Source organism: Bacillus sp. JKS001846 (genome assembly GCF_900176455.1).
In the GTDB taxonomy this organism is placed as follows: Bacteria; Bacillota; Bacilli; order Bacillales; family Bacillaceae_G; genus Bacillus_A; species Bacillus_A cereus.
Map to the genome: position 1 here is coordinate 3,581,843 of NZ_FWYG01000001.1, position 22,156 is coordinate 3,603,998.

Sequence of the window (22,156 nt, forward strand, 5' to 3'; positions counted from 1 at the left end):
TTACTTAAAATCACCTTTTATTACGATGCCCCCTCCCGCCTTCTCTCCAAAAAGGTAATACTCTCAATCACAACTTCAGTTCTATATATTCTCTTGCCTTGTTCATCATCGTAATTACTAGTCTGAATACGCCCTGTAATCCCAATGAGTGATCCCTTCTTACAATATTCAGTTACATTCTCAGCCGATTTGCGCCAAACAACACAATTAATAAAATCGACTTGTTGTTCACCTAAACTATTTCGAAATCCTCTATTCACCGCAACACATATTCGTGCATAAGCGACGCCTTGTTTTGTGTAGTATAATTCTGGCTCCTTTGTCAATCTACCGATTAATACAACTCGATTCATCATAAGTTATACCACCTCACATGTTTTTCTTCATTGTAAGGAGAAATGTTTGAATGGTAAAAAGCACAAAATGATATATCCGTAAGTAGAAAGTATTATTTTGGACCTTACAAAACAAAAAAAGAAACCATACATAGTTCAAACATGTATAGTTTCAAAATTTATTACACTTCAGTACAAGATATGTAATATCCTCCGCGAGCCATCTTTATTTCAGCACGGTACATTACATTTTCTAAGTAGAAAGTAATCGGTTTAACTTTACTCTCAAATTTTAGTCTTTCATTGCATTCAGCCGCATATCTCTCTATTGCTGAAGTAATGACTTTTGATGATGGATACGTTAAAGCATCATCTAGTTCTATGAAAAAACTTTTAGAAAATAATTTTTTCATAATCCCCTTCTTCTCTTTCATCATATTCCATCTCCTTCACTTCAAGTTGCTATCATCCATATTATACCATACATTCAATATATCTTTGAAAATAAAAAAATCCTGCATTTTTCATGCAGGATTTTTTTATTAGTCATTTTTCGTAAAGTAAGAAACGAAACGAAGAATTTCTAAGTATAACCATACTAATGTAAGCATTAGTCCCATCGCAGTATACCACTCCATATATTTCGGAGCTTGACTACGTACACCATTTTCGATTAAATCGAAATCTAGTAATAAGTTTAATGCAGCAACTACAATAACAACTGCACTAATAATAATACCGATTGTACCACCTTGGTGAATGTATGGAACAGTTACACCAAACATATTTAGTAGGAATACGACTAAATACATAACCATAATTCCAAGTGTTGCTGCCATAACGCCTGTACGGAATTTATCCGTTACTTTTACTACGCGTGTTGCATATAACACTAACATTGCAAATAGAATTGAGATTGTTAGTAATACAGCATTTAAAACGATAGAATCGCCAAATTTCATTGTATAAACTGCTGAAATACTTCCTAACACAACCCCTTCTACCGCTGCATAGATTGGTGCACCAAAAGGTGAAATACGCGGGAAGAACATAGACGCGAATGCGATGATTGCCGCAACGATTAAAGCACCAATTAATACTGGCATCTTCATCGTCCCCTGCATCATCTGTATGTATGAATAGACAGACGTTGCAAGTAGCAAGATAAGCATAATGAACGTTTTGCCTACTGTTCCGCCAATCGTCATCGCAGAAGCGCTTGCTCCCTCTTTACGGAATGCCTCTTTTTTCAACATTGGATTAGATGTTCTCATTTTTTCCCTCCTAAAATAGGTTCTACCAATAGTGTAAAGTTTTTCTCTTTACTTTTCAATATATGCAGCTTGTTTTTATTTTAATCCTTCAACGATGTCTGATAGTTCACTCCATCTTTCCATCTGTTTTTCTAGCTCTTCTTCTGTTTTCTGCTGTGCTTCAGATAATTCCTGTGCCTTTGTGAAGTCAGATCCAACTTTCGCAAGTTCTTCTCCAATTGACTCAATTTTCTCTTCAAGTTCGGCAATTGTATCTTCAATCGTTTCCCATTCACGCTGTTCATTGTATGAAAGTTTACGTTTACGTTGTTGTTTTGGAGCTTCTTCTACAACTTTTTTCTCTTTTTGAACTTCCGCTTTCTCCATAAGTTCTCTCGTTTTTTCCATTTCTAAATAATCTGTATAACTACCTAGGAATTCACGCACTTCGCCTCCGCCAGTAAAGATGAACAGTTCATCTACTACTTTATCTAAGAAGTAACGGTCATGCGATACAGTTAAAACGACACCTGGGAAATCTTCTAAATAATCTTCTAGTACTGTTAATGTTTGTGTATCTAGATCGTTTGTAGGTTCATCAAGTAAAAGTACGTTTGGTTCTCCCATTAAAATACGTAATAAATATAAACGTCTTCTTTCACCACCAGATAGTTTACCAAGTGGTGTACCATGTGAATGCGTCGGGAATAAGAAACGTTCTAACATTTGAGATGCACCAATTACTTTTCCATCTGTCGTATGAATAACTTCTGCAATCTCTTTAATGTATTCAATCATACGCTGATTTAAATTCATCTCTTCATTTTCTTGCGTATAATAAGCAACTTTTACAGTTTGTCCAACTTCAATTTCACCACTATCAGGAGATAACTTACCTGCAAGCATATTTAATAGCGAAGATTTCCCGCTTCCATTCGCTCCAATAATTCCGATGCGATCGCCTGGTTTCACAATATGATTAAAGTTGTTTAATACCGTTTTATCACCAAATTTTTTCGTTACATCTTTTAACTCAAGTACTTTTTTCCCAAGACGGCTACCGCTAAGTGCAATATCAACTGACTGTTTTGCAGCTGGTCCTTCTTGTGTCTTTAGCTCATCAAAACGCTGAATACGCGCCTTTTGTTTCGTAGAACGGGCTTTTGCACCACGACGAATCCAAGCAAGTTCACGACGATATAAATTTTGGCGTTTCGATTCTTGTGCCAATTCTTGCTCTTCACGAAGTGCTTTCGCTTCTAAAAATGTACTATAGTTTCCTTCGTAGCTATATAGTTTACCATTATCTAATTCAAAAATACGATTCGTCACACGATCTAAGAAATAACGATCATGGGTTACAAGTAATACCGAACCTGTATATCTCGCTAAATATTCTTCTAACCATTCAACTGTCTCATGGTCAAGATGGTTCGTAGGCTCGTCTAAAATTAATAGATCCGGTGTTTCAATAAAACATTGTGCCATTGCGATACGTTTTTTCTGTCCACCAGATAAATTCCCAACAATTGCAGTGAAGTCCGTAATTCCTAATTTCGTTAAAAGAGATTTCGCATTTGCATTTGCTTCCCATGCACTCATTGCATCCATACGTTGCTGCACTGCAAATAATTGTTCCTGTACTTTTTCATTACTTGGATCTTTTTCAATATTTAATAGTGCTTTTTCATAATCACGAAGAAGACGAATTAAAGGTGTATCACCATGGAACACTTGCTCTAATACTGTCAGTTTCTCATCAAACTCTGGTTGCTGTGATAAATAACTAATTGTATACCCACGTGAATGCGTCATATCACCTGTATCAGGAGTTTCTAATCCTGCAATAATTTTTAATAATGTCGATTTACCAGTTCCGTTTACACCAATAATTCCGACACGTTGTCCTTCTGTAATACTACATGATAATCCATCAAATAACGGCTTTTCTCCATATGATTTTGATAAGTTCTCCACAGTTAACATTTTCATATTTGTGCATTCCACTCTTTCATAAATTGTTCAATAAACTGTTCCATATAACGATGACGAATTTCAGCCTCTTGTTTTGCTGCATTCGTATTCATTAAATCTTTTAATTTCAAAAGTTTTTCATAAAAATGATTTAAAGATGGATCATTATTTTTTCTATACTCTTCTTTCGTCATTTCTTCACGCGGCGGAATAGTTGGGTCATACATTAATCTCCCTTTCGCCCCACCATATGCAAATGTACGAGCAATTCCTATTGCACCAAGAGCATCTAAACGATCCGCATCTTGAACAATTTTCCCTTCAAGTGACTCTACTGTGCCGCCATGGCCACCTTTATAAGACATATTGGCGATGATATGAAGAATATGTTTACTTTCCTCTTCTTCAACCCGTAGCTCTTCTAACCAATCAGAAACTTTTTTCATTCCTGCTTCTTCACTTTCATTTAGCTTTTCATCTGCCACATCGTGAAGTAATGCTGCCATTTCAATTATAAAACGATTTCCACCTTCTTGCTCAGATAAAGAAATCGCCATTTTATGTACACGTTCAATATGATACCAATCATGCCCACTCGCATCTTTTTCTAAAATATGTTTTACAAAAGTAATTGTTTTTTGAATTTTTTCTTGTTTTGTCATTTTATCTTCACCCAGTTACTTATTGTAACACGCCCGCATTTTTTCATCACATATTTTCTTGTCCGCCCATACACTAGGTGGTAGGCATCATCATGAAGGAGGAATAAACATGTTCTATAATAATCAACCGCCTTATCCAAGGCAACCATTGTATCCTCAACAACAAGAACAGAGATACACAGAACAATACGAAGAACAAGAGTTACAACAGCAAGAACCACAATATGACGAAAACCCATATGCAACAACGCAAAATCAAGAAACTGAATTTCAACAAAATCCATATGAAACACGTCCAAATTATGAATATCCTCAAAATCCATATGTAATACCACAAAACCAAGAACAACAATATCAACAAAATCCATATGCAGCACCACAAAATCAAGAACAACAATATCAACAAAATCCATATGTAGCACCACAAAACCAAGAACAACAATATCAACAAAATCCATATGTAGCACCACAAAACCAAGAACAACAATATCAACAAAATCCATACACAACTCAACCACAACAACCGCAATACCAACAACAAATGTATCAACCAAACTACGACGTACGTGTCTCACCACCTAAACCACCAACAATAGATCCAACTCAACCACAAATCTTACCACCTGGACCAACACTAGACATTACACAACCACAAATCTTACCACCTGGACCAATTACTGAACCAACACAACAACAAATTCAACAAGTTGTCGGTACACAGTTTTTACCTTTCAAGAAACCCGTACTAGATTTCGTAAAACCATGGGTAGATTACGGTTTAAATGAAGCAAAACATACATCACATGAACACGCATTAACAGAAGTTGCTGCGATTATGTTTTTAGTTGGTAAAGGCTTCAATCCGACGATCGCACATTATATCGTTGAATCTTGGGAGAAGAATGAACAGTTTTAGAATTGTTTATTTGATAAAATATAAAAAACACAAAAGTGCCAAACCCCTTATACCACAAGGGTTTTGGCACTTTTTAATATCTAAAACAAATTTTATTGAAATAATTATTTTTATAGATTTTCATACTTTTTTATATAGTACGTGAACATATACAGTACAAAATTACACCTTTGTATACACATTTTTAGAAACATCTTACGTTTATCAAACAATAACCAAAAGACGTACCTGCAACCTCATCATATAAATAATAGATATTAAAAAGAGGACACTATAAGCGCCCTCTTCCTTAGGTTTTAAATATGTTCTCCATGATCCATAAACACTTCAATTGCTTCGTTTTGTGGTATGTCTTTTACATTAGTAAGACCAAAAGTAAAAACAGCGGATAACATCATCATTAATAAGATTGCTTTTTTCATTTTAGCGCCCTTCTTTCTATGCTCTTTTTGTCTGCATCTAAAGCGATGTGCAAATACTTGCTTGCTTTTCTGTGATTTTCTGAACCATAGAATCTTTCACCTAAAAGAGAAGCATATTCTTTTACCCAATCATATAATTCTTCTTTTTCAAAATACGAAATACCTTCTATAACCACATTTTCTAATTCTTCTTGCGGTACATAGTTATGTACTGCTTTTAAAATTCGGAAATGATGACGATAACATAAGTCGCTAATCTTATAGCCATTCTCAATATATTCATTAGCGATATGACTATAACCTAACTTAAAATGCTCTCTTGCTAAAAGAAACATAGTTTTAGCGTTATTTTCTAATGAATCCTCTAAGTGTTTAATTGCTAACTCTGGCATGTTTTGACTTGCGTATAAAAGTCCTAAATTATGCTTAACTCGTTTAATAAGAAGTTCATCATTAGATTTTTGGAAGGTACCTAGTGCTGAAAGTAAATATTCCTCTGCACTTTCGAATTCATTTAGTCGAATGTGTGCCATTCCTAAAGTATTTAAGCATGCTGCAGTTTTTAATTCATACCCTGGACTAATTGAAAATACTTCATTCGCCTTTGTAGCAAATTGAACTGCTAGGATCGGTTTTAATACGTGATAGTAATGGACTGCAAGCCAATAATTAAATTCTGCTTTTTCAATTTTATCATGCATGTATTCTAAAAACGTTTCAGCTTTTTCAAATTGCATTCTTGCTTCACTATGGTTTGCTTTATTAATAGCGTAAATTGCTTTAAATAAATGATGATAGTACTCTAAAAATGTTTCTGTAGACTCTGATAAAGGCTCGATTTTGTCCAGAATATCTTTTGTACTATCCATATCCCGAATTAGCAGTTTATATCGTGCATTCAATAAAGCGTAGTAGACTAATATTGTTTGGTCTTCCTTAATATTATTGATTTTATTTGCAATATCTTCTTTTATTTTCTGAGACTGTAATACACGTTGTGAAATCATAGCTTGATACCATTCGTTTAATAATTTTGTGATTTCTTCTTTAGAAATAATGTCAACACTCATCTACTTCTACCCCCTTTTGTTAAATGTTATCATGACATGCTTGTTTGCATAAATAAGTTTTTGAATATTCTAACTTGAAAAAATTATTTTTGAATATTCATGTTAACAAAATGGTCCCTTTTCAAACCTTAAAAAAGAACACATGTTTGTTTGTAGTGGAGTTAAAAAAACAAAAGTGAGGTATTACATCATGGGATATAACAGCTTTCCTGTAGTACGTGGAAGAGGTATGGTGAAATGGAATCCGTTTGCTTCAATACCGAAGCAATACGAGGAAATACATAGAATGTTTGAGGAACAATATAAAGTACCTAAACCTTTTTTAACACAAGATACTATGGAACGAATAGAAAGAGCGTTAATGCAATCTTTTCACGAGGAAGAAGAAATACATATCTCATACTATCGTGATGGAATGGTGCAAGACATGTACATAAATGTATTACATATTGAACCGATGACGAAAACTATATATTGTACAGATGCCTTTGGTTTGAATACTAAGTTTAAGTTTGATGAATTGGTGAATATAAATTAAAAGAAGCCGCCCGACAGGACTGAAGTGCACCCCAATTGTTAGACACAGCCTAACAATTGGGGTGCACTTCACATATATAGGTGGCTTTTGTACGACAAAAAAAAGAGCTCTGCTATACAGCAGAGCAAAAGAAAAATATATAACCCTATAAAAATAATACAAATTATTGATACTTTCAAAAGACGAAATTTAAATTTCCATCACAATAATAGCTATGTTTAAGTATGAAACATTCTACCTTCACTATAGCTATGAATATTCTTATTTTAGAATTCCATAGTATCCAAATAGCTCTTTGAGAGATACCTCAATACCGAACTTCTTCAAAGAATCTTTTCTTTGTTCAAAGAGAAGTTCTAAAACTTTTTTCTTATCTTTGTCTCTTCCATAATGAATCAACCTATGACAGTTCGGACATATACTAACTATATTTCCAACAACATCTAAACTATTTTCAAAATCATGTTGCATTCTTAACGGTATTAGATGATGGGCCTCCATATAATTTTTTCGGCTGGCTTCCGATACAAATGTTTCATGTGTGTCATCTATTTCACATTTAAATTCTGCCTGTTTAATAGCTTGTTTAGCTTTTTTCGGATCACGAGGCCATACTTCCCTACCAGATTCCATTTTAGTTTTTTTTCGATTTTCCGGTTTCTCTTCTTCTGCAATCTTTACTTTACTAAAATCCGAATCAATATTAGCCTGATACATATCTTCCTCTTGCTCATCCTCAGAAAGAATAAAGCTCTCATTCAACGCTTTAATAATATTATCAATAGATTTATATTTTGCTAATTTTATTGAATCAATATATGAATATATAAATTTAAAAGATTAAAATAAAAATAAGTACACATGTTTTATTAGGAGGTATATGTATGTCCAACAGCACTTCATGGCTAGATGAAATTATAGCAATATTAACCGAACTAGATGGAGCAGGAACACTGAATCAAATTAAAACAAAGGTTATGGAGCGTAATAAAATTGACTTGAATAGATACCAACACGAACAGTCTATAGCTGCAAGAATTAGAAAGACCATTTATCAGGTAAACTATTATAAAAACGTTCAATGGCCGCTACTAAAACTAAATCTTCTAAATGAGCAGTTTTAAGGTTGTTTATTTTTAAAAACATCAAAAATGCCAAATCCCTTATATCACAAAGGATTTGGCATTTTTAAGTATCTAGAACACGCGCTAAATTTAAGGAGAAATTAACAGACATGAGTCCGGTATAATGCCGTGTCCACACCCAAGGATCGGTTACATAAAATAGCGTATCTAACCTGGGAAGTCTATTGGCCTTTTTCCCTTATAGTAACGCTCTCTTCTACTAAGACCTTTTCTTTCTAGGGCCTACAATTAATTTAATCGCTGTTCTTTCTTCATTATTGATAGAAATCTCTTGAAACGCTGGAACAAAAGCTAAGTCAATACCACTTGGAGCGACGAACCCTCTTGCAATCGCAATTGCTTTAATCGCTTGATTTATAGCTCCAGCCCCAATCGCTTGAATTTCCACATTACCACTTGTTCTTAGTACTCCTGCTATTGCACCTGCGACTGAATTTGGGCTTGATTTTGAAGATACCTTTAATATATTTTCCATGTAAGTTGCTCCCTCTATTATTTAATCTCTCTTTCGTTACAATTTTAAATATTTTAGCGTATCTTTAATTACTATTCACACCAAAAACAAACGATGCTTCATATGTATATTATTCTATATTTTCTGACTTTTTCCTGCTCAGCTACGCAAATAAAAAATAAACTGAATAACCTAATATAAATATAGCTAAATATTATAACTTCACCAAATGATAACATCCATACAGCTAAAGGTAATATTTCTGTTTTGTCAGACTAAATAAATATAGTAAAGTGAAATTTTAATGAGTGGGGGTTTAATTCATCCCCCACCTAACTTCTTTGCTTTCGCTGAATTTTGAGATGGGAGTCTTACTGCTCGGAAAATAGCGGGATAAACGTTTCCTCGTTACTTCAATCTATTTAGAAATTCCATTTATTTTTCTATCAAATTATAAACCTTATCATCTTCAAAAGGTGTTACAGGTAATACCCAAATACTACACTTCATCATTTGACCACTTTATATTCCAAATCTATTTCCTTTTATAGTACAAGCATACACGCCAATTGTGATTCATCTTCATAAACTACTATGTGGTTTAAATTTATTAAGAATAGGAGGTAATATTTTGGGTTCATACTATCATTCTTCAAACTCGTATAAAAAATGCTCATGCAAATCTTCTTCCAGTTCAAATAAAAAATGTTCATGTGACCATTCACATAAACGAAGCTGTCCTGCATACGGAACTTTTTGGCAAACTGAATTTATAACTGTTCCTTTTGGCGATCCTTTTCCATTTAATCACGTTGGACCTTTAGCAGGAGGTGTTTCCTTACTAAATCCTACTACTATACACTTTAGACAAGCTGGTGATTATAGAGTTTCGTTCATTTCCAGTATTAATACTACTTTAAATCCTGTATTTCCACATATCCCAGTCATAACTATATTTTTAAATAACAATCCACTTGCTAATAGTCAAGGTGACTTCGCTATTCAAATGAATACTTCATCAAATAACGAATGTCTTCAACTCGTTGGCGAAACAATTGTTACAGTGCCTGCTAATTCAACTCTTCAACTTAGAAATAATAGTGGTTTTAATCGTCAAAGTATTGTAACTTGTGACAATGGTATAAATTCAGTTGAATTAACAGTTACAAAACTAAGTTAAAATTATTTCTTCACATTCAGATGCTATTTCAGCATCTTTTTTTATTGAATAACAGTTTTTTCAACTTTTATTATCTCTCCCCACATAAAAAAGTGCAGAATTCTTTCTAACACAAGATTTCTGCACTTTTTATTATACTTATTTATTCTTCCTTATTTCTCTACATAAACCGACTTAACAATCGTACGATTATATGGTTTTCCTTCTTTATTCATCCCTTTTATATCCATCGTAACGTTGTATACTCCCGGTTGTTTTATATCTTTCAAAGCACCTGTAAATGTATTCGTATTAACATTTTGTAATTCATTAAATTCAGAGACTAACTTACCTTCTTTATTAACGACTCTTACTGTTATGGAAAGATCCCCTTTCATTTCAGGTGCTACAGGTGATTTTTTCAGTTTATACTCAGGTTTATTTATTTTAACTTTTGTAGGCATTCGAAGAACAAATGGTGCGTCATCCTTGTAATCGCTTACAACTAAATATGCATCTTTCGACTGCTTCGCCATCATTTTGATTTTCCATTCGCCTACTTCCAATTTATCAAACTTAAATGTTCTAATTGTCGCCCTATTAAAGAAAGATTCGCCTTCACCAGTAGTTATAGCGCTATCTTTATTTGCATAGATTTTTCCTTTTGGAGATACCATTTGTACTTCTACATCAGAAGAAGCAGTTAGTACAGAAACGATTCCTTCAGCCTTTTTATCAACAGAAATACTTTGCTCTATCCACTGATTTTGTGGTAATTCGCCTCCTAAAATATTTTGATTTGAAGTTGTATTTAATTGTTCTAGATCTTCATTTGAACTAGTGCTGGATGCTACTAAAGCTGGTAATCCCACATTTGTCGTACGTAAATATGGTTCAATTCGTGCAAAAACAGCTGATCCTTTTCTTATATTGTCATGATCAAATCTGGAATCTGTAAATAAATGTGTACCGTACGATAGCTTCGCACTCCATTCATTTACTAGTCCATCATTTGAACCGTACGATGATAAATATAACCCGCCCATAGATAATGCAGAAAATGTTGGCCCCCAGCTAGTTCCAGTAGCCGTATAGTAACGGTTTAATTTAGCTGCTGGGTTGTTATCTATTATTGAACGAAACTTTGCCATTTCACCTATTTGTAACGAATACGTACCATCATCTTTTTGACCTAATATAGAAGCAAGCCAACCTGCCCACCAACTATATGACAAATCTGCTAAATTTGAGCCGTGATGCGGTGTAGCAAGTGTAATAACATTTCCAACAAATCGATTCGCACCATATTCAACTAATGCGGCTTGTGTATCAATACCACCTTTACTATGCGCTACAATATTAACTTTTTTACCGAAATAATTATATATTTCTTCAAGTTTTTGTGCTAACAATTTTCCGTTATCCCACTGACTAGCCGAACCTTTCCCTGCAGCATCATACAATTGTATAAACACTGTTTGATAACCTGCTTTTAAAGCATAATCATACATATCATTTATATCATGATATACTGTCTTTCCATACCAACTATCAGCATTACCATTTCTTCCTTGTACAAAGAGAATTGGCGGTTTATTCTCATCATAATTAGCAGGTTTTTGGCCTAAAAACCATTCTCCAGGTGTGAATACTTCTGTATCAGGAAACCCCTTTCCAAGCTCTTTTACAACTTCTGCCTGTACATTTGTGCTAATCGTTGGAGCCATGATAAAAAATACAATTAGTAAGGCCACACATCTTCTCATCAGTCGCATATTACTCCCCCTATTTTTTTGAAAGAAGGTGTTCTTTATAATATTTTATATTTTCCCTTCCTTAATAATAGCTAATCTTTTATTTTTAGAAGGTTACTAGTTGTATACCCTCTTCCTTAACTCTCGTTATTCTCTTTGTTTCTACCTCTTCCTTTTGATAGAATACGACAAAAAAGTTTCTCAATAATTGTTAACTTCGCTACACCCAGATATTTTTTAAATCATTATTGTTTATATAAAGCATACAAATCTTGAAAAAATTTTAGTAAAAAAACATTTTATTACTAGTTAGTTATTTAAAAATATAATAAAGATATGTACTTTCTTTTCATTAAATACAAACTAATTTTAAAGGAGCTTGTATTATAAGACTTTCCTACGATTAAAAATTAAACTGAAATTTCCGAATAGAAAATCATATTTCCAGAAACATATATTATGATAATTTCCGCACACTTGAATTAACTTTTTAGAAGTACTAACCTATCGGTGAGCAGAAGAAAATTCTGTAAAAAGAAAGGAGAATACTTTATGATGACCAAATTACAAAAGGAGTTTTTTAAACGCTTAGAAATTCCTGCAAAAGAAATAACACTTGATGATTTAGATGAAATTCTCTTAAAAATGGGAATGATCCTCCCCTATGAAAATCTTGATATTATGGCTGGTACTATTAAAAATATCTCAAAAGATAACTTAATAGAAAAGTTACTTATTCAAAAACGAGGTGGACTTTGTTATGAATTAAACTCCCTATTGTATTATTTTTTAATTGATTGTGGGTTTCAAGTATACAAAGTAGCCGGTACTGTTTATGACCTTTACGATAATAAATGGAAACCCGATGATGGTCATGTCATTATCATATTAAGTCATGAGGATAAAGATTATGTTGTGGATGCAGGTTTTGCATCTCATCTCCCTTTACATCCAGTCCCTTTTAACGGAGAAGTCATCTCCTCTCAAACAGGAGAATATCGAATTCGTAAGCGAAATACTCGAAAAGGTACGCATATTTTAGAAATGAGAAAAGGAGCTAACGGGGAATCTACAAGTTTCTTACAATCTGAACCTTCAAACGAATGGAAAATAGGCTATGCTTTCACTGTAGATCCAATAGATGAGAAAAAAGTGAATAAGATTCAAAAAGTGATTGTAGAGCATAAAGAATCTCCTTTTAATAAAGGAGCTATCACTTGTAAATTAACTACTTATGGTCACATATCATTAACAAATAAAAATTATACAGAAACCTTTAAAGGCACCAAAAATAAACGACCAATAGAATCTAAAGATTATGCTCGCATTCTTCGTGACTCTTTTGGAATAACGCAAGAGAAATATGTAGGAAAAACACTAGAAAGAGGCTAGTTGACTACAAGTATTTCATAATAAAGCAGATTCTATATTTAGAATCTGCTTTATTTTATATTTTGTTATAAATTAATTTAATTTTGTTGTTACCCTTTAATTTTCAATTATATACTCATCATCATATTTATCGTATTGTAGCCCTTTCCCTATCTTTGACTCCGTAACTTGATCTCTTAAAAACGGTGCAGCATCCATTTTACTAGTTGCAATTTCAATTCCATATTTTTTCGTTAAATGAGCTAACTCTATTAAAAACCACTCTCTTCGCAATGTAACTGGAATATCCAATGTTTTTCTTTTCATATATAATAGCACCTCTTTTATTTTCATAGCTTAAAAATATCACTGGATGCACTTATTAAAACTACCTTTCACCGCTAACATCCAATGAAACATTATAGTATATGCATGTCCATTTCAAACGTGCTATCACAAATATGACATTTAAGTTTACATAATTATATTATGTAATAGTAGGAAAGGAAGGCATGTCCCTTCCTCTTCTACTATAGATTTAAATTAAGAACATCTTGGTACACCTAAAGTTAAAAATAAACCTGCTACTCCCGCAGTAATCGGTACTTTTAACGTAATAACATCATCTACCTTCGTTACTAAAAAGTAAGCATTACCTTCTTGTAATATACAAGTTACCAACAATTGAAATTCCATTCAAATCTCCTCCTTTCAATTGATATACTATAATTTATGAAATCTCTTTCAAAAAGTAATAGGAAATATATCCATTTTTCCTTATATATAAAATAAATGTTTATGAGTCTATTAAAAATATTAATTTTCTAAATTTATACAAAACGTGTAATATCCAATAAATTCCTATATAATCAATAAGAAGAATCTTACAAATAGAGGTATGAAAATGTCGATTTTAAGTAATATTGGTGCAGCTTTATTTTTTATTGCTTTTATTCTTTTAATCTTATGTATCATTTCATTCTTTAAGAAAAATGGAAAAGCAAAACAATATGGACGTCCTACCGTTATTCTTTTTATGATTTCTATTATATTAATAACGGCCGGTACAACAAAATCGGAACACCCCGTCGTCGAGTTTTTTTCTACTTTAAGTTTCATTCTATTTATATTCTTCCTTGTTCTAGCAATCTTATCTGTTATTAAGAAAACAGGTGTAGCGAAAAAACAATTTATTATTACAGCTGTATTATTTGTCATTTTTGTTGTGTTATTAGGTATTTCAGCTCCTTCTTCTGAAAAAACGACAGCAACTAGTACAAAAGTTGCCTCTAATAATGAAGAGCCAAAAGATAGCGAACAGAAAAAAGAGCTAGAAAAGAAAGAGGCGGACGAAAAAACTCAAAAGCAAGAAGATGAGAAGCGTCTAGCCGAAGAACAAGCTCGTAAGCAAGAGGATGAAAAACGTCAGGCTGATGAACAAGCTCGTAAACAACAAGAAGAACAAAAACGTCAGGCTGATGAACAAGCTCGTAAACAACAAGAAGAACAAAAACGTCAGGCTGATGAACAAGCTCGTAAACAACAAGAAGAACAAAAACGTCAGGCTGATGAACAAGCTCGTAAACAACAAGAAGAACAAAAAGCACAGCAAGCTCAAACACAACCAGCTAATGGTAATACTGATAGTGCATACTACAAAAATTGTGCTGCAGTTAGAGCAGCTGGGAAAGCTCCTTTACATAAAGGGCAACCAGGTTATAGCTCTCATCTTGATCGTGATGGCGATGGAATTGCATGTGAAAAATAGTAATAAAAAAGAAGCTTTTACTAAGCTTCTTTTTTATTAACGTAAAATATTACCACTTATTACTTTCCCCCTTATTTTAATAACATTCTTCTTATTATTCTCAAAAACGACACAGAATAAGTGATTTCAATCACTACATAGATTTTAATTTATCGCTATTCTTAATTCAGATATTACATTAAAATTTTATGGAGGCATTCATATGGAACATACATTTACTGAAACTTCAATTGTTGGTGAGATTGTTACACAATTTCCGAAAGCTAGTGATCTTTTTAAATCATATAGAATAGATTTTTGTTGTGGCGGTAATAAGCCACTTATTGATGCAATTCATGAAAGAAATTTATCAGCTACTGAAGTGCTTACAGAGTTAAATACGCTTTATCATAATACGAAACGATTAAATGAATCGGAAATTGATTGGAAAAATGCTTCTTATCGTGAATTGATTGATTATGTCATAAATAAGCATCACCGCTATTTAAATGAAGAATTACCACAGTTAAGTCCATATGTGACAAAAGTATTACGTGTTCATGGGGCAAGTCAGCCTCATTTTGCTCAAATTCATGAGCTATTTCATGAACTTAGAATGGAATTAGAACAGCATTTAATTAAAGAAGAAATGGAAGATTTTCCATTAATTTTAGAATTTGAACAAAATCCAACTAATGAAAACTATGCTAAGTTACGTAAAGTAGTAAATGAACTAGAAAATGAGCACAATCATGCTGGAAATATTATAAAAGAACTTCGTAAAGTGACAAATGACTTTACTCCTCCAGAAGGTGCTTGCGGTACTTATCGACTTGTTTACCAACGCCTCGAAGCGCTAGAGTCTGATTTATTTGAGCATATTCATTTAGAAAATAATATTTTATTTCCGCGTGCCATTACGAAAGCATAAATCAAGTGCAGGACATGAGTGTAAATACTTATGGCCTGCTTTTTCGTTTCGCGAAAAATATTCACATCCCCTTCACATAAAACCGAATTTTAACAATTTGTGAATCATTATAAAGATGTGATAAATATCACATCTCCCCCTTATTTGATTTTCTATAATAAAAATATAATCCTTTGTTCAATATTTCACATAAAAAGGGGAAACGAAAATGAAAAAACGTTTAGTTATGATCGGAAATGGTATGGCTGGCATTCGCTGTATGGAAGAAATCTTAAAACATGATAGTGATTCATATGAGATTACTATTTTTGGAGATGAACCGCATCCAAACTACAACCGCATTATGCTCTCTCATGTTTTACAAGGCAAAACAAATATACAAGATATCATTATGAATGAATACAGTTGGTATGAAGAAAACGAAATAACTTTGTATACGAATGAAAGAGTTCAAAGTATTAACCGAGAAGAAAAAATTATTATTACAGAAAAGAAGCATACTCTTACATACGACAAGCTCATTATCGCAACAGGTTCTAGTGCTTTTATTTTACCTGTTGAAGGTTCCGCACTTTCTGGTGTAACAGGATTTCGAACTATTGAAGATACACAATTTATGATAGATACCGCTAAAGAAAAGAAAAAGGCCGTTGTCATTGGTGGCGGGTTACTCGGTTTAGAAGCCGCAAGAGGTCTAATTGATTTAGGAATGGACGTACATGTTGTTCATTTAATGCCTAGCTTAATGGAGCAACAACTAGATACGAAAGCAGCTGCTCTTCTGCGTGAAGATTTAGAAGCACAAGGCATGAAGTTTTTAATGGAAAAGAAAACTGTAAAAATTCTTGGTACAGACCATGTTGAGGGCATTCAATTTGAAGACGGTGAAGTTGTAGATTGTGATTTAATCGTAATGGCTGTCGGAATACGGCCAAATACGCAAATAGCAAAAGATGCTGGTCTAATTGTAAATCGCGGTATTGTAGTCAATGACTATATGCTAACAAATGATGAGTCCATTTATGCAGTTGGAGAATGTGCAGAGCATGACGGTATCGCATATGGACTTGTTGCTCCTCTTTATGAACAAGGTGCGATATTAGCAAAACATATAACAAATTTACAAACTGATGGATATTCGGGCAGTATCGTCGGTACACACTTAAAAGTTGCTGGTTGTGATTTATTCTCTGCTGGCCAAATTTATGAAGATGATCAAACGAAAGCAATATCCATCTTTAATGAATGTAAACGTTCCTATAAAAAAATATTAATTCGTGATAATAAAGTCGTCGGTATCGTTTTATACGGTGATACAGCTGACGGTACCCGCCTCTTTAGCATGTTAAAGAAAGAAGAAGATATACAAGAATATACACCAGCTTCCATTCTTCACAAAGCTGGTGAAGAATGTGAACTTGACGTTGCTACTATGAGTGCGGATGACACAATTTGCGGATGTAATGGTGTTACGAAAGGCACAATCGTTCACGCCATTTTAGAACAGGAGTTAAAGACTTTTGAAGAAGTTAAAGCCTGTACGAAAGCCGCAGGGTCTTGTGGTAAATGTCGTCCGCTTGTAGAACAAGTTTTATCTCATACACTTGGAGATGCTTTTGATGCTTCTGCACAGTCTACCGGTATGTGCGGATGTACACCTTTATCACGTGATGAAGTCGTAGCGGCCATTCATGAGAAAGGTTTAAAATCTCCAAAAGAAGTACGAAACGTTCTTGGTTTTGTACATGAAGATGGATGTTCGAAATGTCGTCCTGCTTTAAACTACTATTTACGTATGGCGATTCCAGAAGAATATGAAGATGATAAATCATCCCGTTTCGTGAATGAAAGAATGAATGGTAACATCCAGCACGATGGTACCTTCTCTGTTATTCCACGTATGTACGGAGGCGTTACAACAGCAGATGATTTAATGAAAATTGCTGAAGTTGCGAAAAAGTACGATGTTCCACTTGTGAAAATTACAGGTGCGAGCCGAATTGGCTTATACGGTGTTAAGAAACAAGATTTACCTAACGTATGGGCTGAATTAAATATGGCTTCTGGATATGCGTATTCAAAATCTCTTCGTAATGTAAAATCATGTGTTGGCTCTCGTTTCTGCCGTTTCGGTACGAAAGATTCATTAGGACTTGGTATGTTGCTTGAACAATCATTAGAAATGGTAGATACACCTCATAAAATAAAGATGGGTGTAACGGGCTGTCCGCGTAACTGTGCGGAAGTACTGACGAAAGATTTTGGCGTTGTTTGTGTCGAAAATGGATACCAACTTTATATTGGCGGAAATGGTGGTACGGAAGTACGCGAAGCTGATTTTGTAATGATTGTCCCTACTGAAGATGATGTCCTTCGCATCGCTACAGCTTACATGCAATATTATCGTGAAACTGGTATTTATGGAGAGCGTACTGCCTACTGGACAGAACGATTAGGCTTCGATCACATAAAGGAAATACTGCAAGATGCAAATATGGTCACTAAGTTAAATGAACGTTTCCAAAAAGCTCGTGGCACATATAAAGAAGCATGGGGACAAGCACTAGAAACGAAATCATTAAAAGCGATGTATGAAGTAGAAACTGTGAAATAAGGAGCTGTGATCTATATGATACAAACGAAAGAAAAAATAAAAGTTATGCGTGCAGAAGACCTTCCTATTCAAATCGGTAAAGAGGTACAAATGAAAGGTATGTCTATCGCCCTATTCCGCCTTTCAAATGGCGATATTCGAGCTGTAGAAAATCGTTGTCCTCATAAAAACGGGCCATTAGCGGAAGGTATTGTATCTGGAGAATTCGTCTTTTGTCCACTACATAATTGGAAAATTTCACTACTAACAGGTGAAGTTCAAAAACCTGATGATGGTTGTATTCAAACGTATGAAGTAGAAGTTATTGACGGGGATATTTATATATACATGTAATTTACAAAAGGAAGCCTCCCCTGGCTTCCTTTTAAATAAAAATAGACGAGGTGCGAATATGAACGGATATGTATATTTAGTTGGTGCAGGACCAGGTGATGAAGGGCTTATTACAAAAAAAGCGATGGAGTGCTTAAATCGTGCAGATATCGTCTTATATGACCGCTTATTAAACCCTTCCTTTCTTAATTATACAAAAGAAACATGTGAACTTATTTATTGCGGAAAAATGCCAAAGAATCATACTATGCGTCAAGAAATGATTAACGCACACCTCCTTCAATTTGCGAAAGAAGGAAAAATCGTAGTCCGCTTAAAAGGCGGAGATCCATCTATTTTTGGCCGTGTTGGTGAAGAAGCAGAAACTTTAGCATCAGCAAATATTCCATATGAAATTGTACCAGGTATTACATCTAGCATCGCCGCTAGTATCTATGCAGGTATTCCCCTCACCCACCGTGACTACAGTAATAGCGTCACTTTATTAACCGGACATGCAAAAGGTCCTTTAACCGACCATGGAAAATATAATTCATCTCACAATAGCGACACAATTGCCTACTACATGGGTATAGAAAACTTACCTACAATTTGTGAAAACTTACTACAAGCAGAAAAAAAAGAAGATACGCCAGTAGCAGTCATTGAATGGGGTACAACTGGTAAACAGCGCGTTGTCACAGGGACACTGTCTACCATTGTTTCTATTGTCAAAAACGAAAATATTTCTAATCCTTCTATGACAATTATTGGTGATGTCGTTTCCTTACGGGATCAGATCGCTTGGAAAGAACGTAAACCATTACACGAGAAAAAAGTTTTATTTGCATCTGCAACGAATAAAACAAGTTCAATGAAGCAAAAGTTACAAGAAGCCGGTGCAGAAATATATCAAATTCCTACTTTCAAAAAGGTAGAATACACATTAACACTTGAACAAATCAATGAAATTTTTAACGTTAATCGTCTTGTTTTTTGTTCAGCTGAAAGTGTAGAAATATTGATGCAATCATGTAGTAAACACCAAAAAGATATTCGTTCTTTACAAGCGCAACTACAACATATGAACGTTGCCACTCAAGAAAAACTTATGCAATATGGGCTACTAAGTAAACAAGCAGAGTTCTCTTCCAATACAACAGTTTATTTAGGACGAAACATTAACCGAATTGCTGTTATTCAAGAAAAAATTGGTGCTGGTTCCTATATGATGACTCATGAGTACACAATTGATCATCGCTTCGATGAAATTCATTCACGTATGCTTTCTGAATTCTCATGGGATAGCATTGTATTTGAAGGTCGTGCTTCTATTGATACGTTTCTAGCAGAAATAAAACGCCTTGGCTTTATCAATATTCTTACTCTCCCATTCTCGTATACCGACGTTCCAACTTTATACTATGCAAATAAAGTTGGGTTTCATAACGTAGATCATCAATTACAAGAAACTCTTATGAAGAAAGACATGGTGAGACAATGAAAGGAATTGTATATGTTGGACATGGGAGCCGGCTACAAGAAGGTAATGAACAATTCATTCAATTTATTCAATCTGTTATGAAAGAGCGAAACGAAAGAATTCAAAAAATAGCTTTTCTAGAACTAACGACACCTACTATTTCGGATGCAGTTACAGAAACGATAATAGAGGGAGTAACTGAAATAATGATTGTACCTGTTTTATTATTTGCAGCAGCTCACTACAAACGTGATGTTCCTTTTGAAATAGAACAACTACAAAAGAAATATCCACAAATAACATTTTCAGTTGTACCTCCTTTTAGTACACATCCACATATGGTGGAACTTGTAGTGAAAAGAATACGTGAAGCTATGCCAATGCAAAATAGTAGTATTTTACTCGTAGGACGAGGCAGTAGTGATACACAACCGATACATGAGTTACAACAAATCGGAGCAGCCATCGAACGAAAACTTGGTATGCCAGTATCCTGTTCCTTTTTAACGAAAGGAACTCCCTCTTTTGCTGTTGAGCTCAAGGATATAACATCGACTGCGTCCCATGTATATGTCATGCCATACCTTCTCTTTACCGGATTATTACTTCAAAAAATTGAATTGCATACAAAAAAATACAATCATGTTACGACTTGTAACTGTCTTCAGTTTGATACATATATGAAACTAACATTGTTAGAACGAATGGAGGAATGCATATATGTATAACATGTACCCTCTTATGTTTAATCTACAAAATAAAGTGGTTGTTATCATTGGTGGAGGTAAAATTGCATATCGAAAAGCGTCTGGATTAAAAGATACAGGCGCTTTCGTCACTGTTGTCAGCCCAGAAATTTGCGAGGAAATGAAGGAACTTTCTTATATTACTTGGAAGCAAAAAGCTTTTAGTAATGATGATATTAAAGATGCTCACCTTATTTATGCAGCTACAAATCAACACGCTGTAAATATGATGGTCAAACAGGCCGCTCATGATTTCCAGTGGGTTAACGTTGTAAGTGATGGTACAGAATCATCTTTTCACACACCTGGCGTTATAAGAAATAATGAATATGTTGTCACTATTTCAACTTCTGGTAAAGATCCATCATTTACGAAGCGTTTGAAGCAAGAACTAACATCTATATTGCCTAAACTTATAAAAAAGATTTCTCGTACACATAAATTGTAATCTATTTCTTAGTTAAAATAGTAATTACCTTTGGACAAACGTTTTTTAGGAGACGTTTGTTCTTTTTGTTGTAGTTCCGTTCTTTTATTTCACAAGCAATCTATGAAGAAAATAAATGGTGTTTGCAACTTGTAAACAAATAAATTTCATGACAAGTGTAACATTACGAGCAACTCTTTCTATTCAGTTTTTATATTGGATATTCATTCAACCAAATTAGCGCTTGTTCATAATCATCAAAAAACTCCACGGATTCTTTTGTATTGGATTGTTGCAAATACTTCAGTATCTCTCCTTCTTCAAGAAGAAATGCAATTGCCTTACTATGATTCAAAATGGTTTCATTGAAGAACTTATCTTTCCATACTTTTTGAACAGAAAAATGATTTGGGGTATACCCTTTTCTATCCACCAACAATTTGTATTTCCGACCCTCAGAAATAAATTGCTGACAAACCTGCTCAAAATCATTAAACCATTCATACACATCCTCTGTATTAATCTGGCCAATTAGATGGGTAACAATCAAATCTCCTGAAACTATTGTGCTGATATTCTGTTTACTCAACTTTTAATCATCTCCCTTAGTGGCAATTATGCATAAAATTCTTACTTGACACTCCCACCCCATCGCTATCACCCTAAGCTCATATAACTTTAATTATAAGCGAGATTGTGTCTTTTTTCGCAAGTCTATATGTAAATACTTTAAAGATTTCCTTAACTAATCTGCCCTTTAATTGAATAACTTTTGACATCTTCATTTTAAAAGCACATTCTTATAGAAAATAAGCGTTTATTGAGAGATCAATAAAAACATGT

General features: G+C 33.9%; 25 protein-coding genes. 12 read left to right on the forward strand and 13 right to left on the reverse strand.

Annotated elements, in window-relative coordinates; all coding sequences use genetic code 11:
- Positions 1-20: 20 nt before the first annotated feature.
- The 5 genes from B9A45_RS19075 to B9A45_RS19095 all read right to left on the reverse strand — a co-directional run bounded on the left by B9A45_RS19075 (position 21) and on the right by B9A45_RS19095 (position 4,224).
- Positions 21-356, reverse strand: a complete 336-nt coding sequence (locus tag B9A45_RS19075; RefSeq protein ID WP_061655194.1) for a single-stranded DNA-binding protein — start codon at positions 354-356, stop codon at positions 21-23.
- A gap of 161 nt (positions 357-517) precedes the next feature.
- Positions 518-772, reverse strand: a complete 255-nt coding sequence (locus B9A45_RS19080) for a DUF4318 domain-containing protein (protein WP_000975130.1) — start codon at positions 770-772, stop codon at positions 518-520.
- Positions 773-877: 105 nt separating this feature from the next.
- Positions 878-1,609 carry a Bax inhibitor-1/YccA family protein gene (locus B9A45_RS19085; RefSeq protein WP_001260655.1) on the reverse strand — a complete coding sequence of 244 codons (732 nt, stop codon included), beginning with the start codon at positions 1,607-1,609 and terminating at the stop codon, positions 878-880.
- A gap of 75 nt (positions 1,610-1,684) precedes the next feature.
- Complete coding sequence (locus B9A45_RS19090) at positions 1,685-3,580, reverse strand: ABC-F family ATP-binding cassette domain-containing protein (protein WP_084064541.1); 1,896 nt, start codon at positions 3,578-3,580, stop codon at positions 1,685-1,687.
- Entirely contained in the window at positions 3,577-4,224 is a 648-nt protein-coding gene (locus B9A45_RS19095; RefSeq protein ID WP_000165966.1) for an HD domain-containing protein, read from the reverse strand. Before B9A45_RS19095 ends, B9A45_RS19090 begins: the two co-directional genes overlap by 4 nt.
- A 109-nt stretch (positions 4,225-4,333) precedes the next feature.
- Between B9A45_RS19095 and B9A45_RS19100 the strand changes: the two genes are divergently transcribed.
- The gene (locus tag B9A45_RS19100; protein ID WP_021728044.1) at positions 4,334-5,140 is read left to right on the forward strand and encodes a hypothetical protein; all 807 of its coding nucleotides are present in this window, start codon (positions 4,334-4,336) and stop codon (positions 5,138-5,140) included.
- A gap of 296 nt (positions 5,141-5,436) precedes the next feature.
- Here the strand turns inward: B9A45_RS19100 and B9A45_RS19105 are convergent, their stop codons facing one another.
- Positions 5,437-5,562, reverse strand: coding sequence for a hypothetical protein (locus tag B9A45_RS19105; RefSeq protein WP_000709202.1), 126 nt, complete (start codon positions 5,560-5,562; stop codon positions 5,437-5,439).
- Positions 5,559-6,632: a response regulator aspartate phosphatase gene (locus tag B9A45_RS19110; RefSeq protein WP_084064544.1), complete on the reverse strand. Its 1,074-nt coding sequence runs from the start codon at positions 6,630-6,632 to the stop codon at positions 5,559-5,561. Before B9A45_RS19110 ends, B9A45_RS19105 begins: the two co-directional genes overlap by 4 nt.
- Before the next feature lie 190 nt (positions 6,633-6,822).
- Here B9A45_RS19110 and B9A45_RS19115 point away from each other — a divergent pair, with 190 nt between their 5' ends.
- On the forward strand, positions 6,823-7,170 hold the full coding sequence (locus B9A45_RS19115; RefSeq protein ID WP_000541076.1) for a YolD-like family protein: 348 nt from the start codon (positions 6,823-6,825) through the stop codon (positions 7,168-7,170).
- Between the two features lie 261 nt (positions 7,171-7,431).
- On the opposite strand, the gene B9A45_RS19120 is transcribed toward B9A45_RS19115, so the two are convergent.
- Positions 7,432-7,887: an HNH endonuclease gene (locus B9A45_RS19120; protein ID WP_000283853.1), complete on the reverse strand. Its 456-nt coding sequence runs from the start codon at positions 7,885-7,887 to the stop codon at positions 7,432-7,434.
- A 167-nt stretch (positions 7,888-8,054) separates the two neighbouring features.
- Between B9A45_RS19120 and B9A45_RS19125 the strand changes: the two genes are divergently transcribed.
- Entirely contained in the window at positions 8,055-8,294 is a 240-nt protein-coding gene (locus B9A45_RS19125) for a hypothetical protein (RefSeq protein WP_000071989.1), read from the forward strand.
- A gap of 220 nt (positions 8,295-8,514) precedes the next feature.
- Here the strand turns inward: B9A45_RS19125 and B9A45_RS19130 are convergent, their stop codons facing one another.
- Entirely contained in the window at positions 8,515-8,790 is a 276-nt protein-coding gene (locus B9A45_RS19130; RefSeq protein ID WP_000427801.1) for a stage V sporulation protein S, read from the reverse strand.
- A gap of 610 nt (positions 8,791-9,400) precedes the next feature.
- On the opposite strand from B9A45_RS19130, the gene B9A45_RS19135 reads away from it, so the two are divergent.
- Complete coding sequence (locus tag B9A45_RS19135) at positions 9,401-9,949, forward strand: hypothetical protein (RefSeq protein ID WP_000536153.1); 549 nt, start codon at positions 9,401-9,403, stop codon at positions 9,947-9,949.
- Positions 9,950-10,101: 152 nt separating this feature from the next.
- On the opposite strand, the gene B9A45_RS19140 is transcribed toward B9A45_RS19135, so the two are convergent.
- The gene (locus tag B9A45_RS19140; protein WP_001238710.1) at positions 10,102-11,703 is read right to left on the reverse strand and encodes a lipase family alpha/beta hydrolase; all 1,602 of its coding nucleotides are present in this window, start codon (positions 11,701-11,703) and stop codon (positions 10,102-10,104) included.
- A gap of 531 nt (positions 11,704-12,234) precedes the next feature.
- Here B9A45_RS19140 and B9A45_RS19145 point away from each other — a divergent pair.
- On the forward strand, positions 12,235-13,074 hold the full coding sequence (locus B9A45_RS19145) for an arylamine N-acetyltransferase family protein (RefSeq protein WP_000988429.1): 840 nt from the start codon (positions 12,235-12,237) through the stop codon (positions 13,072-13,074).
- Between the two features lie 96 nt (positions 13,075-13,170).
- Here the strand turns inward: B9A45_RS19145 and B9A45_RS19150 are convergent, their stop codons facing one another.
- A complete protein-coding gene (locus B9A45_RS19150; protein ID WP_000824207.1) occupies positions 13,171-13,380 on the reverse strand; it encodes a hypothetical protein in 210 nt (69 codons plus the stop codon).
- Positions 13,381-13,596: 216 nt separating this feature from the next.
- Positions 13,597-13,749 carry an exosporium protein ExsG gene (exsG, locus tag B9A45_RS19155; protein ID WP_084064546.1) on the reverse strand — a complete coding sequence of 51 codons (153 nt, stop codon included), beginning with the start codon at positions 13,747-13,749 and terminating at the stop codon, positions 13,597-13,599.
- Positions 13,750-13,957: 208 nt separating this feature from the next.
- Here exsG and B9A45_RS19160 point away from each other — a divergent pair, with 208 nt between their 5' ends.
- From B9A45_RS19160 to B9A45_RS19190, 7 genes are all read left to right on the forward strand, one after another.
- Positions 13,958-14,821 (forward strand): excalibur calcium-binding domain-containing protein, encoded by an 864-nt coding sequence (locus tag B9A45_RS19160; protein ID WP_033699045.1) that lies wholly within the window; start codon positions 13,958-13,960, stop codon positions 14,819-14,821.
- A gap of 202 nt (positions 14,822-15,023) precedes the next feature.
- Positions 15,024-15,731: an iron-sulfur cluster repair di-iron protein gene (gene ric / locus B9A45_RS19165; protein WP_000401358.1), complete on the forward strand. Its 708-nt coding sequence runs from the start codon at positions 15,024-15,026 to the stop codon at positions 15,729-15,731.
- Positions 15,732-15,939: 208 nt separating this feature from the next.
- On the forward strand, positions 15,940-18,345 hold the full coding sequence (nirB, locus tag B9A45_RS19170) for an NADPH-nitrite reductase large subunit (protein WP_000746917.1): 2,406 nt from the start codon (positions 15,940-15,942) through the stop codon (positions 18,343-18,345).
- Positions 18,346-18,360: 15 nt separating this feature from the next.
- A complete protein-coding gene (gene nirD / locus B9A45_RS19175; RefSeq protein ID WP_016109877.1) occupies positions 18,361-18,678 on the forward strand; it encodes a nitrite reductase small subunit NirD in 318 nt (105 codons plus the stop codon).
- A gap of 58 nt (positions 18,679-18,736) precedes the next feature.
- On the forward strand, positions 18,737-20,161 hold the full coding sequence (locus B9A45_RS19180) for a uroporphyrin-III C-methyltransferase (protein WP_001014978.1): 1,425 nt from the start codon (positions 18,737-18,739) through the stop codon (positions 20,159-20,161).
- The gene (locus tag B9A45_RS19185) at positions 20,158-20,868 is read left to right on the forward strand and encodes a sirohydrochlorin chelatase (RefSeq protein WP_000676479.1); all 711 of its coding nucleotides are present in this window, start codon (positions 20,158-20,160) and stop codon (positions 20,866-20,868) included. The genes B9A45_RS19180 and B9A45_RS19185 overlap by 4 nt, the downstream gene beginning before the upstream one ends.
- Positions 20,861-21,334, forward strand: coding sequence for a precorrin-2 dehydrogenase (locus tag B9A45_RS19190; RefSeq protein ID WP_000282595.1), 474 nt, complete (start codon positions 20,861-20,863; stop codon positions 21,332-21,334). The genes B9A45_RS19185 and B9A45_RS19190 overlap by 8 nt, the downstream gene beginning before the upstream one ends.
- Before the next feature lie 190 nt (positions 21,335-21,524).
- Here the strand turns inward: B9A45_RS19190 and B9A45_RS19200 are convergent, their stop codons facing one another.
- Positions 21,525-21,902, reverse strand: a complete 378-nt coding sequence (locus B9A45_RS19200) for an STAS/SEC14 domain-containing protein (protein WP_000043362.1) — start codon at positions 21,900-21,902, stop codon at positions 21,525-21,527.
- Positions 21,903-22,156: the final 254 nt, after the last annotated feature.

What these genes read in the sequence shown, in the direction of transcription:
- B9A45_RS19075 (WP_061655194.1), bottom strand. Translation starts at nt 356, where the DNA reads ATGATGAATCGAGTTGTATTAATCGGTAGATTGACAAAGGAGCCAGAA.
- B9A45_RS19080 (WP_000975130.1), bottom strand. Translation starts at nt 772, where the DNA reads ATGATGAAAGAGAAGAAGGGGATTATGAAAAAATTATTTTCTAAAAGT.
- B9A45_RS19085 (WP_001260655.1), bottom strand. Translation starts at nt 1,609, where the DNA reads ATGAGAACATCTAATCCAATGTTGAAAAAAGAGGCATTCCGTAAAGAG.
- B9A45_RS19090 (WP_084064541.1), bottom strand. Translation starts at nt 3,580, where the DNA reads ATGAAAATGTTAACTGTGGAGAACTTATCAAAATCATATGGAGAAAAG.
- B9A45_RS19095 (WP_000165966.1), bottom strand. Translation starts at nt 4,224, where the DNA reads ATGACAAAACAAGAAAAAATTCAAAAAACAATTACTTTTGTAAAACAT.
- B9A45_RS19100 (WP_021728044.1), top strand. Translation starts at nt 4,334, where the DNA reads ATGTTCTATAATAATCAACCGCCTTATCCAAGGCAACCATTGTATCCT.
- B9A45_RS19105 (WP_000709202.1), bottom strand. Translation starts at nt 5,562, where the DNA reads ATGAAAAAAGCAATCTTATTAATGATGATGTTATCCGCTGTTTTTACT.
- B9A45_RS19110 (WP_084064544.1), bottom strand. Translation starts at nt 6,632, where the DNA reads ATGAGTGTTGACATTATTTCTAAAGAAGAAATCACAAAATTATTAAAC.
- B9A45_RS19115 (WP_000541076.1), top strand. Translation starts at nt 6,823, where the DNA reads ATGGGATATAACAGCTTTCCTGTAGTACGTGGAAGAGGTATGGTGAAA.
- B9A45_RS19120 (WP_000283853.1), bottom strand. Translation starts at nt 7,887, where the DNA reads ATGTATCAGGCTAATATTGATTCGGATTTTAGTAAAGTAAAGATTGCA.
- B9A45_RS19125 (WP_000071989.1), top strand. Translation starts at nt 8,055, where the DNA reads ATGTCCAACAGCACTTCATGGCTAGATGAAATTATAGCAATATTAACC.
- B9A45_RS19130 (WP_000427801.1), bottom strand. Translation starts at nt 8,790, where the DNA reads ATGGAAAATATATTAAAGGTATCTTCAAAATCAAGCCCAAATTCAGTC.
- B9A45_RS19140 (WP_001238710.1), bottom strand. Translation starts at nt 11,703, where the DNA reads ATGCGACTGATGAGAAGATGTGTGGCCTTACTAATTGTATTTTTTATC.
- B9A45_RS19145 (WP_000988429.1), top strand. Translation starts at nt 12,235, where the DNA reads ATGATGACCAAATTACAAAAGGAGTTTTTTAAACGCTTAGAAATTCCT.
- B9A45_RS19150 (WP_000824207.1), bottom strand. Translation starts at nt 13,380, where the DNA reads ATGAAAAGAAAAACATTGGATATTCCAGTTACATTGCGAAGAGAGTGG.
- exsG (WP_084064546.1), bottom strand. Translation starts at nt 13,749, where the DNA reads ATGGAATTTCAATTGTTGGTAACTTGTATATTACAAGAAGGTAATGCT.
- B9A45_RS19160 (WP_033699045.1), top strand. Translation starts at nt 13,958, where the DNA reads ATGTCGATTTTAAGTAATATTGGTGCAGCTTTATTTTTTATTGCTTTT.
- ric (WP_000401358.1), top strand. Translation starts at nt 15,024, where the DNA reads ATGGAACATACATTTACTGAAACTTCAATTGTTGGTGAGATTGTTACA.
- nirB (WP_000746917.1), top strand. Translation starts at nt 15,940, where the DNA reads ATGAAAAAACGTTTAGTTATGATCGGAAATGGTATGGCTGGCATTCGC.
- nirD (WP_016109877.1), top strand. Translation starts at nt 18,361, where the DNA reads ATGATACAAACGAAAGAAAAAATAAAAGTTATGCGTGCAGAAGACCTT.
- B9A45_RS19180 (WP_001014978.1), top strand. Translation starts at nt 18,737, where the DNA reads ATGAACGGATATGTATATTTAGTTGGTGCAGGACCAGGTGATGAAGGG.
- B9A45_RS19185 (WP_000676479.1), top strand. Translation starts at nt 20,158, where the DNA reads ATGAAAGGAATTGTATATGTTGGACATGGGAGCCGGCTACAAGAAGGT.
- B9A45_RS19190 (WP_000282595.1), top strand. Translation starts at nt 20,861, where the DNA reads ATGTATAACATGTACCCTCTTATGTTTAATCTACAAAATAAAGTGGTT.